This window comes from Amycolatopsis lurida, assembly GCF_900105055.1.
In the GTDB taxonomy this organism is placed as follows: domain Bacteria; phylum Actinomycetota; class Actinomycetes; order Mycobacteriales; family Pseudonocardiaceae; genus Amycolatopsis; species Amycolatopsis lurida.
Window position 1 is genome coordinate 3446730 of record NZ_FNTA01000004.1, and the last position, 15212, is coordinate 3461941.

A 15212-nucleotide genomic window follows, 5' to 3' on the forward strand; every position below is an offset into this window, starting at 1 on the left:
TCAGGACACTCGAGGAGTAGGTCCAGACCGTTTTTACGGCAACCTGGAAAGTGTCCCGAGGACTAACCTCGGGACATGGCACCTGTGACCTGGCCGACACCGCCGGGCGAGGCACGCCGAACTCCGGCATGGCCGGGGACGACGCACGTCGGGAGAGAGGGAATCCCTGACCTATGAGCACGAGTGCGAACGGCAACGGCTCCTTGTCGGCCGTCAGGCCCACCGAGGTCGCCAAGCTGGACCGGGTGGTCATCCGGTTCGCCGGTGACTCCGGTGACGGCATGCAGCTGACGGGCGACCGGTTCACCTCCGAAGCGGCCGCCTTCGGCAACGACCTGTCGACCATGCCGAACTTCCCCGCGGAGATCCGCGCGCCGCAGGGCACCATCCCCGGCGTCTCGAGCTTCCAGGTGCACTTCGCCGACTACGACATCCTGACGCCGGGCGACCGGCCGGACGTCCTGGTCGCCATGAACCCCGCCGCGCTGAAGGCGAACGTCGCCGACGTCCCGGCGGGCGGGACGATCATCCTCAACACCGACGAGTTCTCGAAGCGGAACCTGGTCAAGGTCGGATACGAGAACGACCCCCTCGACGACGACACCCTTTCGGCCTATCAAGTCCACCGGGTGGCCATGTCGACGTTGACCAGAGGGGCGCTCGAAGAGACTGGACTGTCCAAAAAGGACGCCGAACGCGCGAAGAACATGTTCGCACTCGGGCTGCTCTCGTGGATGTACCACCGGCCGACCGAGGGCACGGAACGCTTCCTGCGCGAGAAGTTCGCCAAGAAGGCCGACATCGCCGAGGCCAACATCCTGGCCTTCCGCGCGGGCTGGAACTACGGCGAGACGACGGAGTCGTTCGCGACGACGTACGAGGTCGCGCCCGCGAAGCTGAACCAGGGCACGTACCGCCAGATCACCGGGAACACCGCGCTGGCGTACGGGCTGGTCGCCGCCGGGCAGCAATCCGGCTTGCAGATCCTGCTGGGCACGTACCCGATCACCCCGGCGTCGGACATCCTCCACGAGCTGTCCAAGCACAAGAACTACGGCATCCTCACCTTCCAGGCCGAGGACGAGATCGCCGGTATCGGCGCCGCGCTCGGCGCCTCGTACGGCGGCGCGCTGGGCGTCACCTCGACGTCCGGGCCCGGTGTCGCGCTGAAGTCCGAGGCCATCGGTCTCGCGGTGATGACCGAGCTGCCGCTGGTGGTCGTCGACGTCCAGCGCGGCGGCCCGTCGACCGGCCTGCCGACCAAGACCGAGCAGGCCGACCTGCTGCAGGCGATGTTCGGCCGCAACGGCGAATCCCCGGTGCCGATCGTCGCGCCGCTGTCCCCCGCCGACTGCTTCGACGCGGCGCTGGAGGCCACCCGGATCGCGCTGAAGTACCGCACCCCGGTGTTCCTGCTCTCGGACGGCGCGATCGCGAACGGCTCCGAGCCATGGCTGATCCCGGACGTCGAAAACCTGCCGGATCTGCGCGTGGAATTCGCCACCGAGCCGAATGCCGAGGACGGTTCCGGGGAATTCTGGCCGTATGTGCGTGACCCCGAGACCCTCGCCCGCGCGTGGGCGGTGCCGGGCGCCGCCGGGCTGCAGCACCGCATCGGCGGGCTGGAGAAGGCCGACAAGACCGGCCACATCTCCTACGACCCCGACAACCACGACAAGATGGTCCGCCTGCGCCAGGCCAAGATCGACGGCATCGACGTCCCGGACCTCGTCGTCGACGATCCGAGCGGCGGGAAGGCACGGGTGCTAGCGCTCGGCTGGGGTTCCTCCTACGGGCCCATCGGCGCCGCGTGCCGCCGGGTCCGCAAGGACGGCATGCCGATCGCGCAGGCACATCTGCGCCATCTCAACCCGTTCCCGGGCAACCTCGGCGACGTACTCCGTTCGTACGACACCGTCGTCGTCCCCGAAATGAACCTCGGACAGCTTTCGATGCTCCTGAGGGCCAAGTACCTCGTCGATGTGAAGTCGTACACGAAGGTCGCCGGGCTGCCCTTCAAGGCCGAAGAGCTGCAAGGCGTCTTCTCGGAGATCATCACCAGTACGGAGGGGACGAAGTGACCGCGATCGATCTGGGGATCCCCACCCTCGGCGGCTTGGACCTTGTGCCGACCGAGACCGAACCGCAGAAGGCGAAGGACTACAAGTCGGACCAGGAGGTCCGCTGGTGTCCCGGCTGCGGTGACTACGTCGTGCTCAACGCCGTGCAGTCGTTCCTGCCGACACTCGGCCTCAAGCGCGAGAACATCGTGTTCATCTCGGGTATCGGGTGCTCGTCCCGGTTCCCGTACTACCTGAACACCTATGGCATGCACTCGATCCACGGCCGGGCGCCGTCGATCGCGACCGGGCTCGCGACCGCGCGGCCCGATCTGTCGGTGTGGGTCGTCACCGGTGACGGCGACGCGCTGTCCATCGGCGGCAACCACCTCATCCACGCGTTGCGCCGCAACGTGAACATCAAGATCCTGCTGTTCAACAACCGGATCTACGGCCTCACGAAGGGCCAGTACTCGCCGACGTCCGGGCCGGGCATGGTCACGAAGTCGACCCCAATGGGCTCGGTCGACACCCCGTTCAACCCGCTTTCGCTGGCGATCGGCGCCGAGGCGTCGTTCGTGGGCCGCGCGCTCGACTCGGACCGCAAGGGTCTGACCGAGGTGCTGGAGGCCGCCGCGAAGCACCGCGGGTCGGCGCTGGTGGAGATCTACCAGAACTGCCCGATCTTCAACGACGGCGCCTTCGACGTCCTCAAGGACAAGGACGAGGCCGCGACCCGGCTCATCCCGCTGAAGGCGGGCGAGCCGATCAAGTTCGGGCCTCAGGGCGAATACGGGGTCACGCGAAGCGGCTGGGCCGGCCTGGAGGTCGGGAAGGTCGCGAACATCGGCGAGGAGAACCTCGTCGTGCACGACCCGGCGATCGAGGACACCTCGTACGCTTTCGCGCTTTCGCGGATCGGCGACCAGAACCTGAACCACGTGCCGACCGGCATCCTGCGGCAGGTCGAGCGGCCCACCTACGACGACCAGGCGCGCGCCCAGGTCGCGGAGGCCCAGGCCGCCCGCAAGCCCGACCTTCAGGGGCTGCTGCGCGGCAAGGACACCTGGACCGTCGTCAGCTAGCCGGTCCTCAAGCGCGTGAAGGCCCCCTTCCCTCGGCTGAGCCGAGGGAAGGGGGCTTTCGCGCGCTTCATCAGGTGAGGGGTCGGAAGCCCACTCGCTCCGCGTCGGCGGCGGAGCGGAACCAGACCTCCGCGACCATCTTCGGGAACTGCGGCGAGTCCTCCGTGCAGTACCGCAGAGCGGTCACGCTGGCCTTGACCGCGAAGTCGTCGGCGGGACGGCCACCGCCCGGCCGTGGCATCGCCGAACCGGGACCGAACGGGCCGGGCGGGACGGACTCCGTCACCGGAGCGACCTGCCGCGCGGGCGGGGGCTCGGGGGCGGGCATCGCGTCGCCGGGCTGGACGGCGGGCTCGAACAGCGAGCCGCTCTGCCCGCCGGACAGTTCCGGCTCACGACGTTCGATCGCCCGCATGGACGGCTGGATCGGCTGCGGCGGCTCGAAACCCCCGCGCACCGCACCGCGCGGCGTGCGCTTGGGCAGCACCTGGGTGGCTTCGGCGGGCGTCTCGGGCTCCGAGTCGAGGAGACCGCCCTTCGCTTCTTCGTCGGAACCGAAGGCGTACGCGGGCGGCGGGTCGTGCAGCTCTTCTTCCCGCTCGAACCAGTTGGTCTCGACGGGGGCCTGCTCGGTCTCCACACGCGACGCGGGGCTGAACAGCGAAACCGGCTCCGGCTGCGTCTCGGCGCCTTCGGGGTCCAGCTGCATCTCCAAGCGGGACCGGTACGGCCCCTCGCCCGGCAAGGACGGCTGCGGCTCGGGTTCCGGCTCCGGCTCGACGTCGAGCTGCGAGGCGGGCTGAAGGTAGTCGGTCGCCGCGGCGACGTACGGGTTCTCGGGCTGCGGCTCGGGTTCGGGCTCCGGCTCCGGCAACGCCGCCGGGATGTACTGCGTCCGCTCCGCAGCGAGCTCCGCGTCAGGCTCGGGCTCGGGGTCCGGCTGGGGCGCGGTGCGGTACTCGGCCTCGTACTCTTCTTCGGGCTCGAAGATCTGCGTCGAAGAGTGCTCCGGCTCCTCGGCAGGCTCTTCGTCCTTGACCGGCTCCTCGGCAGGCTCGGTCCACTGCTGCGCGGGCTCCTGCTCGGTGAGCGTCTCGGGGTACGCGGGCTTCGACGGCTCCTCGACGGCCGCGAACTCCTCGTCCAGCTCGTCGTGCGACGGCTTCGCGAGATACGCGGTCCCGCCGGCGACGGCCGCCGCCCCCGCGCCGAGGCTCACCCCGGCCGGCAGTCTCGACGTCTCGGCGTGCGCGGTGGCCAGCGAGCTTTCCAGCTCACGGATGCGCTTGCGCGCCGGGAGCACCAGCACCAGCCAGGTGAGCAGCGCGCCGACGACGAACGCCAGCAGACTCCACAGCCAAACCTGTCCGAAAATGGACATCTAACCTGCCCTTTGTCAATGCGTTCGCGCGACCAGGTAGTCGGCGACCGATTCGCAGGCGTCCCGGGCGGGCGACGCGGGCAGCGCCGCGAGCTCGGCACGCGCCCGACGAGCGTAGTCGGAAAGAGTTTCGCGTGCGCGTTCGAGTCCGGACGAAGCACGCAGCAGGTCCAGGGCCTCGGCGACGAGCGCGTCGTCGGAGATCGGGCCCGACAACAGCTCCACCAGGCGCGGGTCGGTGGCCGGGTCGGCCAGCGCGTACAGCATCGGAAGCGTGCGGACGCCTTCGCGCAGGTCCGTTCCCTGTGCCTTGCCGAGCTCGTCCGAGGCGGACGCGATGTCGATGACGTCGTCGGAGATCTGGAACGCCGTCCCGATGATGTCGCCGAAGCGGCGAAGCGCGTCGATGTAGTCGTCGGGCGCGCCGGACATCATCCCGCCGAACCGGCCGGAGGTGGCGATCAGCGACCCGGTCTTCTGCGCGATGACCGTGAGGTAGTGCTCGACCGCGTCGTCGCCGTCGGCCGGGCCGACCGTCTCGCGCATCTGGCCGGTGACCAGCTCGCCGAAGGTCTCGGCGATGATCCGGGCCGCGTCGGTGCCGAGGTCGGCGACCAGCCGCGAGGCGTGTGCGAACAGGAAGTCGCCGGTCAGGATGGCGATGGTGTTGTCCCAGCGGGCGTTGACGCTCTCCGCGCCGCGGCGCATCGTCGCCTCGTCCATCACGTCGTCGTGGTACAGCGTCGCGAGGTGCACCAGCTCGACCGCCGCCGCGGCGGTGACCACCTGGTCGCCCTGCTTCGGCCCGAACTGCGAGGCCAGCAGCGTGAACAGCGGACGGAACCGTTTGCCACCCGCCTCGACCAGGTGCGAAGCCGCGTCCTCGACGGCCTTGACGTCACTGCGGACGACCTCGCGGAGCAGCGTCTCGACATCGGCGAGACCGGTCGCGAGCGTGCGCAGGAGCTGCTCGTCGGCGATCTGGAGCCCCACGGACGCGCGCAGGTCCTCGATGGCACCACCTGGGGCAGGTGAAGACACAGACACGTCGGCTCCGCTCTCTTTGACACCGTTCGGGGTTGCTCCCAGCGTAGTGGCTACCCGCTGAGGCCTGTTGACGTGCTGTCCAGGGGAAACGGTGACGAAGATGACACCCCCGCCGAGTATCCTGCTCGCTTCGGCGCGAACTGGGGGAACGACATCGGCGGTCCGGACGATTCCGGCGACAGACCGGCGTGGAGACCTCCGGCCGAAGACCACCGCCTGATGCCGACCGTGGCAGGCGGCCTGAGTCAGCGGCGGCGGATCTTGATGTCGTCCATGCAGGTCGCCTTGCCCGCGACGTCGCGGTACGGGTAGCCCTTGGCGTCCAGCAGCTCCATGACCTTCAGCTCGGCCTCGTCGAGCACCTCGCGCTCCTCTTCGCCCCGCAGCGTGATGCGGAAGGTGAACGCGCCGAGGTGCGCGCTGTAGGTGAGCAGGCCGTCCTCGGTGAACCCCATCGACTGGTGCCGGTCGAGCTCGGCGAGCAGCCGGGCACGGGTCTCGGCGTCGGGGTGGTCGAACTTGCCGTTGACGAGGACGCGGTAGGTCGGCATGCACTCGAATATACAGACCTGTATCCGGATACGAATCCGAATATCCAACGGGTGCCCATGATCCACGGTCGAGTGAAACGACCGTCACGCACGCAACGGGCGAATCCGACACGCAGATAGTGATGACAAAAGGAAGAACGGCCAACCGGCTCGCTCTCCGTCACGTGAGGAGGACGTGGAATGCGCATCACCATCGCAAGCCGGGCAGGCCTTGTCGGCGCCCTGCTGCTGGCAGGTCTCGGCGCCGGGGTGACCCCGGCGGCCGCGTCGAACCCCGCGGGCGTCGCCTCACTCGGCTCCGCCGCCTTCACCAAGGGGAGCTCGGCGCCGATCTCGATCGCTTCGATCGCCGAATGCGCGGTCGAGGGACCGACGAGCAACTCGTCCGGGGTCGTGACCAGGACCGGGATCACGTTCGGTGGCGGCACTTCGACGTGCACGACCACCGTCGTCGATCCCGAGAACGACGTCACCACGACGAAGTCGGAGGCCAAGGGACAGAACTTCGAGCTGTCGGCACTGGTCACGTCGGGCGGGCCACGGATCAAGATCAGGTCCTACTCGGTCAGCTGCACGGCCACGCAGACCAGCACGAACGCGAACTGGACCTATGGCGGCGCGACCGGGCTCGGCACCCTGCCGTCGCCGGTGCCGGTCGGCTACGTCAAGCCGATCACCAAATCCAACGGCACCCTGCTCGCCGAAGCGATCTTCAACGAGCAGACGCTGCCGGGCAACGGCAGCATCGCGCTGACGATGCTGCGGATCAAGTTCGCCCCGGCCTCGAACATCACCGGCGAAGTGGTCGTCGGGCGCACGGCCTGCTCCCCCACTCCGTAAGCCATCCCGCCGGGAAAGGGGCGTCCGGGACTCACCGGGCGCCCCTTTTCCATTCTAGCTTATATAAGCCTCGACTGATACCTTGTCGGCAACCTAGCCGAGGAGGGCACCGATGGTCGACGTGACCAGCCAGATCAACTCCGTCCAGCGCAAACTGGGCAAGCGCGTGGTCGAAGCGGGTGAGGCGGTGACGGCCACCGTCAGCCAGGTCTACGACACCGGCCTCGACGACCTCTGGGACGCTTGCACCAATCCCCAACGCATCCCGCGCTGGTTCCTGCCGATCAGCGGCGAGCTGCGCGTCGGCGGCAAGTACCAGCTCGAAGGCAACGCGGGCGGAACGATCGAGCGCTGCGACCCGCCGAAGAGCTTCGCGGCCACCTGGGAGTACGGCGGCGACGTCAGCTGGATCGAACTCCGGCTGAGCCCCGAAGCCGACGGGCGGACGCGGTTCGAACTCGACCACACCGCCGTACCCAATGAACACTGGAACCAGTTCGGGCCCGGCGCCGTGGGCATCGGCTGGGACATGATGCTGAACGGGCTCGCGCTGCACCTCGAATCCGGCGAGGCCGCCGACCCCGAGGCCGCCATGGCCTGGATGACCAGCGAAGAGGGCGTGCGGTTCATGACGTTGAGCAACGAGGCCTGGTACGAGGCCGACGTCGCCAACGGCACGGACGCCGCCACTGCCCGCACCCGCGCCGACGCCACCTTGGCCGCCTACACCGCGCCGCCGGAGAGCTGAAGGTCCTCGGCGAGTTCCGGGGCGCGAAGCAGCTTGATGAGCTCGTCGTCCACTCGGAACACGGCGCGGGCTCCCGGCATCTCCGCCTGCCGGAGCATCGCGTGGAGGACGTCGGCGTGCGGCTGGTCGAGCAGGGTCCAGACCATCGCGCGCCGCTTCCCGTCGTCGCCCAGTTCGCGCGCGGCCCACCAGCCCAGGACGAGCGCGCTCACCTGGTTGACCGCCGTTTCCCGCCCCCGCGCCAGTTGCGCGCGGTTCAGCCCGCACACCTTGATGGTCTGCTCGCCCTTCGCGGTCAGCGCGCGGTAGGTCCCGATCGACAGCACCAAGAACAAGTGCTCCAGCGGGTCTTCGGCGGTCGGATCGATGAGCAGGCTGTTGCCGTCTTCGTCCACCGGGAAGAGATCGCGTTTGTGGTGGCTGTTGCAGTACTCGCAGGCGAGCACGTGGTTGAGCCAGTCGAACGCGCGCCCCGGATTCCGCGCGATCGGCTCGAAATGGTCCACAGTGGACCCGAGGCCGTCGCCGCAGTACATGCAGTAGCCGCGGCCGGCGGCCATCACGTCCAGGCCCGCCCGCAGAGAACGCCGCACGGCACGCGAAACCCGCCAAAGCCGCCGGGCTTCTTTCGTGTCACCGGGAGGGATCCGCGCCGTCAGCTCTTCGAGATCGTCCACCACCCGCTCCGGCAGCGCGACCCGGCGGATCGCGATCACCGATCGTCGGCCTCGAACCGCCTGGCCACCTCGTCGACCCGGCTCGGCGGCGAACTGCTCAGCATGCCCCGCAGCCGTTCCCATTCCCGGACGCCGTTCGCGTCCGCGCGGCCGGAAGCCACCTGGAATTCGAGCTCGGCCAAATGCTCCCGCAATTCGACCGCCTGCGGCGAATACGGCGTGTCCAAGCCGAAAAGGTCGGACAGCACGGCGTCGTCGCCGGAGCCGAACACGACCCGCTCGTACAGCTCCTCGGAAACCACGCGCGGCGGGACGTCCTCGTCGGGCCCCGAAAGCCGGATGAGGCCGCCCGGGTCGGCGGCCTGGCAGACGTAGGGGCTGTGCGTGGTGACGATGAACTGGATCCGCGGGAAATGCGCCTTGAACCACGACCCCATGCGTTTCTGCCACGACACGTGGAGATGCGCGTCCACCTCGTCGATGATCACGACACCGGGACTCTCGTGGTCGAGGCCGGCGCCGTCGAGTTGTTTGAGCAGGTCGACCACGAGCGCGGTCACCGTGCGGTAGCCGTCGCTCATCTCGCGCAGCGGGAACCGGTCGCCCCGGTACTCGACCCAGAGCCCGTCCGAATCGACGTCCCGGATCCGGTACCCGCCGGGCAGGAGGCCGTCACCGAGGATCTCCAGCGCCGCGTCCTTCAGCTCACGGGCGCCCGCTTTTCCTTCCAGGGCACGGAGATGCTGGTTGATCAGCCAGGTGACGCCCTCGGCGAGCGAGGCGTCTTCGTGGAACAGGCTGGCCATCCGCGCCAGCGATCCCGCGCCGCGCATCCACGACTCGGCCTCGCCGCTCCCGCCCGCGAGCCGCCGGAAGGGCCCATACGCCGCGCAGAACGGCTGGCCAGGCGGAAGCCCGGAAATCGGCAGCAGGCCGGAGTCGAGCCAGCGGACCTCGACCGGCGCCGGGCCCTCTTCGCGCATCACCGACAGCTCGATCGATCCGGACGTCTGATCGTTCGAGATCCAGCTGCCGGCGTCCGACAGCAGCCCCCAGGCGACGTCCGGCGCCGCCGCGACCGCGATGGCGCGCAGCAGCGACGTCTTGCCGGAACCGTTGCGCCCCGCGAGCACCACCCAGCCAGGGCCGGGCAGCCGGAGGTCGACGGCGCGGGCGCCGCTGAAGCCGCGGATGTTCTCCAGCCGGACCCGCTCGATGTACATGGAGAAAGCTTACGACGGCGCGGACGTCACCTGGGCCCCCGAAAGTGGGTCGCCATCACGAGCTCCATCACGGCGTGGGCCTTGGCGACCTCCACGGCCGGGAGCGCCCTGGACCGCGGCCATTCGTCGATCCCCCGCTCCCGCTGCGACGAAATCAGCAGCCGGACATGCCCGCGCGAGCCGAGATTCCCGAACGGCGAAACGTACATGAGGAATTCGCTCTCGTCCTTGTTGCGGAGGGTGACTCCCGGATTTCCGCTGAACGAGTGCTGACGATGGTCTTTGAAGGTGCCGTTCGGATCCGCGTGCCACTCACCGGGCGCGCCGCCGTTCGCGGTGGCCCCGGCCTCGATCTGCACCCGATGGCGCGGCTCGACGAAGTAACAGGAACCCGGCGTCGCGATCGGCTCGAACTCCGGCCCGAAGGTCTTCTTGATCGCGTCCCGGAACACCGCGCACTCGACGTTCGGGTCCGCGGCGCCGGCGGCCAGGATCACCTCGGCACCCGCGGGCACCTGGGCCTCGACCGCCGGATCGCAGGTCTCGCCCTTGCTGTTGGAAACCCAGTTCGCGCAGGCGCCGACCCGGGCGCTGTCCTGAGCGTCCGGCGGGTAGACCAGGTCGCGTGGCAGCTTCGCGGCCCCAGCGGTGGCGAAGTCGCGGAGGAGTCCGCAGTCCTTGCTCCGGCTCTGGAGCCCCAGTTCGAACTTGACCGCGCGCTGGAAGCTGACCGGGACTGTGATCGCGCAGCCGTCGCCTGCGCCCTCACGCCGGGACTCGATCTCGTACGCCTTCACGCCGCCGAGGTCGATGACGGCTCCGTCGTTGCGCAGGGCTGCGTGTGACGGGTCCACGTCCTGGACGTAGAGCAGGGCCTCGTAGCCGCCACGCATGAGAGTGCACGTCTTCCTGCCGTACTTCACCTTGGGCTCGCGCATCACGGGCCGGGTATCGCCTCCCTTCCTGCGGTCGTAGGCGGCCAGGTCGATCAGCTCGCAGAAATCGAGGGCGGCCAGCGCCGCGTCGACCGCCTTTGCGTCGCGATCCGCAGGACGTGGCTGCTTGGGCTGCCATTTCGGAAACTGCGGTGTCGGCGGGGGCGTATCCACGGAATCCGCACAAGCCGCCAGCAGCCCGAGGAGTACTGCGCCGAGAATCACTCTTCGAAACCTCATTACGCAGAGTGTGCGATTTCACCGGGTTGACGACCATGAAGAACCCGGTTTCCTGGGGCAGGTTCACACGATTGATTTTCACGGATAGTCACCATGTTCGCCGAAGCTATTCAGCGGGGAACGAGACTTTATGCAGCCGGGTTCACCGCCCCGGGAACCCTGGTAATCTTCCCGGCGTCGGATTACGCAGGGTGCATCGGGGAGACGCGCCTTGTAGCCACGGGAGGGGCAGATGACGACGGTGACTTCGGGGCGGCTTCGGCCATTCAGCGGGGAACGGTTCGGCGCCATGGGGGTGCATGGCCGTGCCTGAGGGGACACCTGTCTACCAACCAGGCTTCAACCCGGGCTCGGTCTGCAAAGCCCCGCCTACTGGCGGCTCCTACGGGACACCAGTCCCGGCGGGCGCGGGGTTCAAGTACGACGAGGCGACCCTTCACGAGCTGGTGAAAGAGTGGAACGACCTCGCCCAGGAGTACAGGGACGACCTCGTAGATGCAGAGTTCATCGCCAAGGTCGAGCCCCCTGGTCGGGAGTACGCGAGCGAAGACAACGCCACAATCACCCGCCAGTCCGGTCAGGCGCTCGTAGACGCCCTCAATCAGCGCGTCGCCTACTGCAAAAATATGGCCGCAAAGTATGTAGCCGCGCTCGGCAAGTACGCCACTGCGGACGAACACGCCAGAACGGTCATCAACCAGCAGTCGGAGGGCATCGCCTGATGCGACGCACCATTCTCGTCCTTAGCGCGGCCGCGCTCGTTCTCTCCGCGTGCTCGACGCCCACCACCAATGGCACTCCCACACCCAGCACCACCGGGTCAAGCCCGAGTCCCTCGAACTCGGCCAGCCTGCCGCCTGGTGTGCCCAAGGTCGAGCACTCGATCGACGTGACACAGTTCAAGCAGGCCCCCTGCACTGCCCTCACTGATGCACAGGCCAAAGAGATCCTCGGACCTACTACCGAATCCAAGCAGCGAGACGGAGCAGCGGGTCCTGCCTGCAGGTGGACCGTGCCTTCGTCTCTCAATCCACGGATCGACGTGGTCTTTGGCAGCGGTCCAGATGGAGGCACGGCTAGCGTCTATGCCGCAAAGGGAAAGGCTTACAAACTCGTCGAACCGCTTGAGCCCATTGACGGCTACCCGGTGACTGCATACGGCGTCACGGACCGCCGTGCCGAAGGCGACTGCTCAGTCTCGCTAGGAATCAGCGACACACAAACCATTGGCATCGCCTTGCTCCAGTCCGAGGCGAATATCGGCAAGAAGGACCCCTGCGACGCCGCTCGTGAAGGCGCAGTCAGGGTGCTGGCCACCATTCGAGGGGGCAACTGATGCCGGCAGGACCGCTCACTGCAGCCCAGATCTACGAACAGGTCACCGGAGGCGAAGGCACCGGTTCACTCTCTGAAGCACAGATCCGTGCCTTCAACCTGACCGCCAAGCACCACGAGCGCGCGCAGAAGCTCACCGCGCTCACCCAGAAGACCATGGCCGGCTGGCAGGGTGGCGCCAGCGACGCGGCCGCCGACGCGACGAAGCCTGTCGTGGAAGCCGCGTACGACGACGCGATGCATCTGGCCGTGGCGCAATCGGCGATCAGCGCGCAGATGGACGCGTTTGGCACGGCCAAGAACTCGGTCAAGCCGGTTCCGCCCGAGCAGCCGGCCCCGACGGCCGAAGACGTCAAGGCGCTCATGGGTGGCGGCGGCCAGTTCACCTACTGGGACAGGGTCAAGGGGTACCAGGCCGACAGCCAGCACAACATCGACACCTTCTCGAGCTACCACTCCGCCAGCACCGCCAACGGTGACGAGCTGCCCGCCCAGTACGCGCAGCTCACCGACCCCGGTGGCAGCGTCACCTTGGACGAGGGCGGTGCCGGGAAACCGGCGGTCAGGGGATTCGGCGACGGCTCCGACGGACGCGAACACGGTGTCGGCGAGCCCTACCGAGGCCCCAGTGGCCCCAGTGGCCCCAGCGGACCGAGCGGCCCCAACGGGCCGAGTACACCGGCACCGGGCGCAGCTGACAGCGGCCCGCAGCCTGAGCAAGGGCCCCAGCCCGGTCAGCATCAGCCCTACCCCGTCGGGCATCAGCCGGACGACGGAACTCGCGCGAATTCGTACACGCCACCCCAGACCACTCCGGTCGTGCCGCCTGCGGCGAACCTCGACTTCGGGCCGACCGGCAAGCCGAACCCGACGTACAACACGCCCGGAGCCTTCCCGCCCGGGTACGGCCCGGGAACGAGCGGTCCCGCGGTCCCGGGTTCGGGCGCCAGGTCACCAGGTGGGCCAGGCGGCGGCGGTTTCCGCGGCGGCGTCCCCGGGCCCGGTGGGACAGGCGGTCCCGGACAACAGCCCGGTATGGGTGGCCGAAGCGGCGCCGGGATGCCCGGCGAGGGCGTGGCCGGCCGTGGTGCGGCGGGCACGGCAGGCGCCGCCGGTCGTGGCGGGGCGAACGGGATGCCGATGGCGCCCGGCGCGGCTCGCGGGAAGGGCGAGGAGGACAAGGAGAAGAAGGCTCCGGCGTACCTCCAGAACCCGGATCCCGACGAGACCTTCGGCGGCTACATCGAAAAGCCGATGCCGCCGGTGATCGGCGAGAAGAAGAAGTAGCACCACAGTCCCAGGGGAGGGAGGCACGTGGTGCTCGCGCGCCCGGTCGAGATCACGCTCGACACCTTGTTGACCGCGTTCCGTCACGCCGGCTGCGGAGATCCGCATCTGATCTTCGCCGGCGGGCTGCGCTACATCCCGCCGTCGTCGCGAAACGGCGAGGACAGGGCGGCGTTCGAGGAGCTCGGCGGGCTTGGGTTCACCGAGGGCAAGCGGCTGACCAGCGACTTCGAGGACGTCCTGCACATACTCGACCGGCCGAACACCGAGTACTACGCGACGTTGCGAACGGAGACGGAACAGTACAACGTGCTCGTCGCCGTCCGCGGACGTGCCGCGGTGACCGCGATCTGCGAAGGCAACCGCGTGTGGCTGAAAGGCGTACGGACCGCCGACCGCGCGGCGGCGCTCGTGATGAACCTGCCCGAGTACCCGTCGGCGCGGTTCGCCCCGTTCTCCTTGCCCCAAGACGACTTCAACGACAGCGGTGGGGACGGTCTCTACGACGAGCCCGAGTCCCGAAGCCGCGAAGCGCGGCAGCTGGACGAGGTCTTCGACCAGCCCTATTTCGGGGTCGGTTTCTTCGCCGCGGCCATGCGCCCCGACGGGGGTAAACGCACAGAGGCCACGGACGGCCTGTCCTATTTGGACCTCGACGCCGGACGCGTGGCCATGCACGTGAGCGGTTCTCCCCGGAACCGGTACATCACCGTCCTGCCCGGCGAACCCACACTACTGGCCCAGAAAGTCGCCGCACTGCGCGCGAGCCTCGATCACTGACTCGATCAGGCGCACCGACCGCACCGGATCCAGCGCGACGGCGTCCATAGTGGGCCGAAGGTAGGGCGCGACATCGCAGGGCCGGTGCAGGAACAGCCCGCATCGCCGATGCTCCAGGTACACCACCGGCGATGCGTCGCCGAATTCCAGCAAGACGTAGGCACCGCCCGCATGTGCCCCGGCGGCGAACGGGATGACCCGGAGTTCGACGTTGGGCCGCTCCGCCATCGAGATGAGATGCCGAAGCTGATTCGCCATCACCCGCGGCCCACCGACCTGGCGATGCAGCGCCCCTTCGTCGATATACGCGACGAACCTCTTCTGCTCCATCAGTTTGCGCCGCAGTGCCGAGGACGCGGCTCTCGCGTAGGAGGGAGTCTGCAGCAGATCCGGCAGGAACGTGACCCCGAAGGCGACGATCTTGGTGGCCTCCTTTTCGTATTGCGCAAGCGTTTCACTCTGAAGAGCCACGTCGGCGAACCACCACGGCCCGCTGTCGCGAGACAGCGAGAGCAGCGCCTCTCGTCGCTCCCCGGTGACCTGATACACCGCGAGCAGCGCCGACACCTCTTCCGCGGACGCCGCACGCGTACCGGTTTCGATCCGGCTGATCGTCGACTGGGACCACGCCAGTTTGTCGGCCACTTCGGTCGCGGCCAGTCTGGCGGCCTTCCGCGCGACTCGAAGTCCGTCGGCGAGGGCCCTCGCATGGGGTGCAGGTCTCGGCTTCGGCATCACGAGCACCTTGCCCGGTGCGCTCGGGCAAGTCATTCCCCGAGCCGGGCGACCTCGCGAACGGCTTCGGAAATGGTCGGGAAGTCCTTACGCGGCAAGGCTCCGTGGTTGCTTTCGACCTTCGCGCTCACCTTGACGCCCGGGTTGCGCTCGGTCTCGCCGTCGAGACTGCCGAAGGAGGCCGCCGGTGTCTTCGACGGGGAGCATTCCGGGCCAGATAGAGGAAGTCATGAGGGAACTACGGCTCTGACGTCGCACTGACACGAAAAAGCCCCCTCACGACAGCGA

The 15212-nt window shown here is 68.3% G+C and carries 15 protein-coding genes; 8 read left to right on the top strand and 7 right to left on the bottom strand.

Annotated features, from left to right (window positions below; all coding sequences use genetic code 11):
• Positions 1-173: 173 nt before the first annotated feature.
• Positions 174-2081, top strand: a complete 1908-nt coding sequence (locus BLW75_RS21250) for a 2-oxoacid:acceptor oxidoreductase subunit alpha (protein WP_034310727.1) — start codon at positions 174-176, stop codon at positions 2079-2081.
• The gene (locus BLW75_RS21255; RefSeq protein ID WP_034310725.1) at positions 2078-3145 is read left to right on the top strand and encodes a 2-oxoacid:ferredoxin oxidoreductase subunit beta; all 1068 of its coding nucleotides are present in this window, start codon (positions 2078-2080) and stop codon (positions 3143-3145) included. The genes BLW75_RS21250 and BLW75_RS21255 overlap by 4 nt, the downstream gene beginning before the upstream one ends.
• A gap of 70 nt (positions 3146-3215) precedes the next feature.
• On the opposite strand, the gene BLW75_RS21260 is transcribed toward BLW75_RS21255, so the two are convergent.
• From BLW75_RS21260 to BLW75_RS21270, 3 genes are all read right to left on the bottom strand, one after another.
• Positions 3216-4526: a sunset domain-containing protein gene (locus tag BLW75_RS21260; RefSeq protein WP_034310722.1), complete on the bottom strand. Its 1311-nt coding sequence runs from the start codon at positions 4524-4526 to the stop codon at positions 3216-3218.
• A 15-nt stretch (positions 4527-4541) separates the two neighbouring features.
• Positions 4542-5567: a polyprenyl synthetase family protein gene (locus BLW75_RS21265; RefSeq protein ID WP_034310720.1), complete on the bottom strand. Its 1026-nt coding sequence runs from the start codon at positions 5565-5567 to the stop codon at positions 4542-4544.
• A 251-nt stretch (positions 5568-5818) separates the two neighbouring features.
• Entirely contained in the window at positions 5819-6124 is a 306-nt protein-coding gene (locus BLW75_RS21270; protein ID WP_034310717.1) for a DUF6204 family protein, read from the bottom strand.
• A gap of 180 nt (positions 6125-6304) precedes the next feature.
• On the opposite strand from BLW75_RS21270, the gene BLW75_RS21275 reads away from it, so the two are divergent.
• On the top strand, positions 6305-6964 hold the full coding sequence (locus BLW75_RS21275; RefSeq protein WP_034310715.1) for a hypothetical protein: 660 nt from the start codon (positions 6305-6307) through the stop codon (positions 6962-6964).
• A 112-nt stretch (positions 6965-7076) separates the two neighbouring features.
• A complete protein-coding gene (locus BLW75_RS21280) occupies positions 7077-7712 on the top strand; it encodes an SRPBCC family protein (protein WP_034310712.1) in 636 nt (211 codons plus the stop codon).
• Here the strand turns inward: BLW75_RS21280 and BLW75_RS21285 are convergent.
• From BLW75_RS21285 to BLW75_RS21295, 3 genes are read right to left on the bottom strand one after another with little or no spacing between them, the layout of a single operon-like run.
• Positions 7688-8428, bottom strand: a complete 741-nt coding sequence (locus BLW75_RS21285; RefSeq protein WP_034310709.1) for an HNH endonuclease — start codon at positions 8426-8428, stop codon at positions 7688-7690. The two genes, BLW75_RS21280 and BLW75_RS21285, sit on opposite strands and share 25 nt — an antisense overlap.
• A complete protein-coding gene (locus tag BLW75_RS21290) occupies positions 8425-9612 on the bottom strand; it encodes an AAA family ATPase (protein WP_034310707.1) in 1188 nt (395 codons plus the stop codon). The genes BLW75_RS21285 and BLW75_RS21290 overlap by 4 nt, the downstream gene beginning before the upstream one ends.
• Positions 9613-9638: 26 nt before the next feature.
• On the bottom strand, positions 9639-10787 hold the full coding sequence (locus BLW75_RS21295; RefSeq protein WP_241783528.1) for a hypothetical protein: 1149 nt from the start codon (positions 10785-10787) through the stop codon (positions 9639-9641).
• A 299-nt stretch (positions 10788-11086) separates the two neighbouring features.
• Here BLW75_RS21295 and BLW75_RS21300 point away from each other — a divergent pair, with 299 nt between their 5' ends.
• Genes BLW75_RS21300 through BLW75_RS21315 form a run of 4 tightly spaced genes read left to right on the top strand, consistent with a single transcriptional unit; the run spans position 11087 to position 14189 of the window.
• Positions 11087-11509 (top strand): hypothetical protein, encoded by a 423-nt coding sequence (locus tag BLW75_RS21300; RefSeq protein WP_034310703.1) that lies wholly within the window; start codon positions 11087-11089, stop codon positions 11507-11509.
• On the top strand, positions 11509-12123 hold the full coding sequence (locus BLW75_RS21305; protein ID WP_091598018.1) for a DUF3558 domain-containing protein: 615 nt from the start codon (positions 11509-11511) through the stop codon (positions 12121-12123). The genes BLW75_RS21300 and BLW75_RS21305 overlap by 1 nt, the downstream gene beginning before the upstream one ends.
• Complete coding sequence (locus tag BLW75_RS21310; protein ID WP_034310699.1) at positions 12123-13409, top strand: PPE domain-containing protein; 1287 nt, start codon at positions 12123-12125, stop codon at positions 13407-13409. The genes BLW75_RS21305 and BLW75_RS21310 overlap by 1 nt, the downstream gene beginning before the upstream one ends.
• Before the next feature lie 27 nt (positions 13410-13436).
• Positions 13437-14189 (top strand): ESX secretion-associated protein EspG, encoded by a 753-nt coding sequence (locus BLW75_RS21315; protein WP_034310697.1) that lies wholly within the window; start codon positions 13437-13439, stop codon positions 14187-14189.
• On the opposite strand, the gene BLW75_RS21320 is transcribed toward BLW75_RS21315, so the two are convergent.
• The gene (locus BLW75_RS21320; RefSeq protein ID WP_034310800.1) at positions 14142-14924 is read right to left on the bottom strand and encodes a helix-turn-helix domain-containing protein; all 783 of its coding nucleotides are present in this window, start codon (positions 14922-14924) and stop codon (positions 14142-14144) included. The genes BLW75_RS21315 and BLW75_RS21320 overlap by 48 nt on opposite strands.
• Positions 14925-15212: the final 288 nt, after the last annotated feature.

Bases quoted from the DNA above. Each gene is read 5' to 3' on its own strand.
- BLW75_RS21295 (WP_241783528.1), bottom strand. From the start codon at position 10,787: ATGAGGTTTCGAAGAGTGATTCTCGGCGCAGTACTCCTCGGGCTGCTG.
- BLW75_RS21290 (WP_034310707.1), bottom strand. From the start codon at position 9,612: ATGTACATCGAGCGGGTCCGGCTGGAGAACATCCGCGGCTTCAGCGGC.
- BLW75_RS21270 (WP_034310717.1), bottom strand. From the start codon at position 6,124: ATGCCGACCTACCGCGTCCTCGTCAACGGCAAGTTCGACCACCCCGAC.
- BLW75_RS21305 (WP_091598018.1), top strand. From the start codon at position 11,509: ATGCGACGCACCATTCTCGTCCTTAGCGCGGCCGCGCTCGTTCTCTCC.
- BLW75_RS21320 (WP_034310800.1), bottom strand. From the start codon at position 14,924: ATGCCGAAGCCGAGACCTGCACCCCATGCGAGGGCCCTCGCCGACGGA.
- BLW75_RS21310 (WP_034310699.1), top strand. From the start codon at position 12,123: ATGCCGGCAGGACCGCTCACTGCAGCCCAGATCTACGAACAGGTCACC.
- BLW75_RS21275 (WP_034310715.1), top strand. From the start codon at position 6,305: ATGCGCATCACCATCGCAAGCCGGGCAGGCCTTGTCGGCGCCCTGCTG.
- BLW75_RS21260 (WP_034310722.1), bottom strand. From the start codon at position 4,526: ATGTCCATTTTCGGACAGGTTTGGCTGTGGAGTCTGCTGGCGTTCGTC.
- BLW75_RS21250 (WP_034310727.1), top strand. From the start codon at position 174: ATGAGCACGAGTGCGAACGGCAACGGCTCCTTGTCGGCCGTCAGGCCC.
- BLW75_RS21300 (WP_034310703.1), top strand. From the start codon at position 11,087: ATGGCCGTGCCTGAGGGGACACCTGTCTACCAACCAGGCTTCAACCCG.
- BLW75_RS21280 (WP_034310712.1), top strand. From the start codon at position 7,077: ATGGTCGACGTGACCAGCCAGATCAACTCCGTCCAGCGCAAACTGGGC.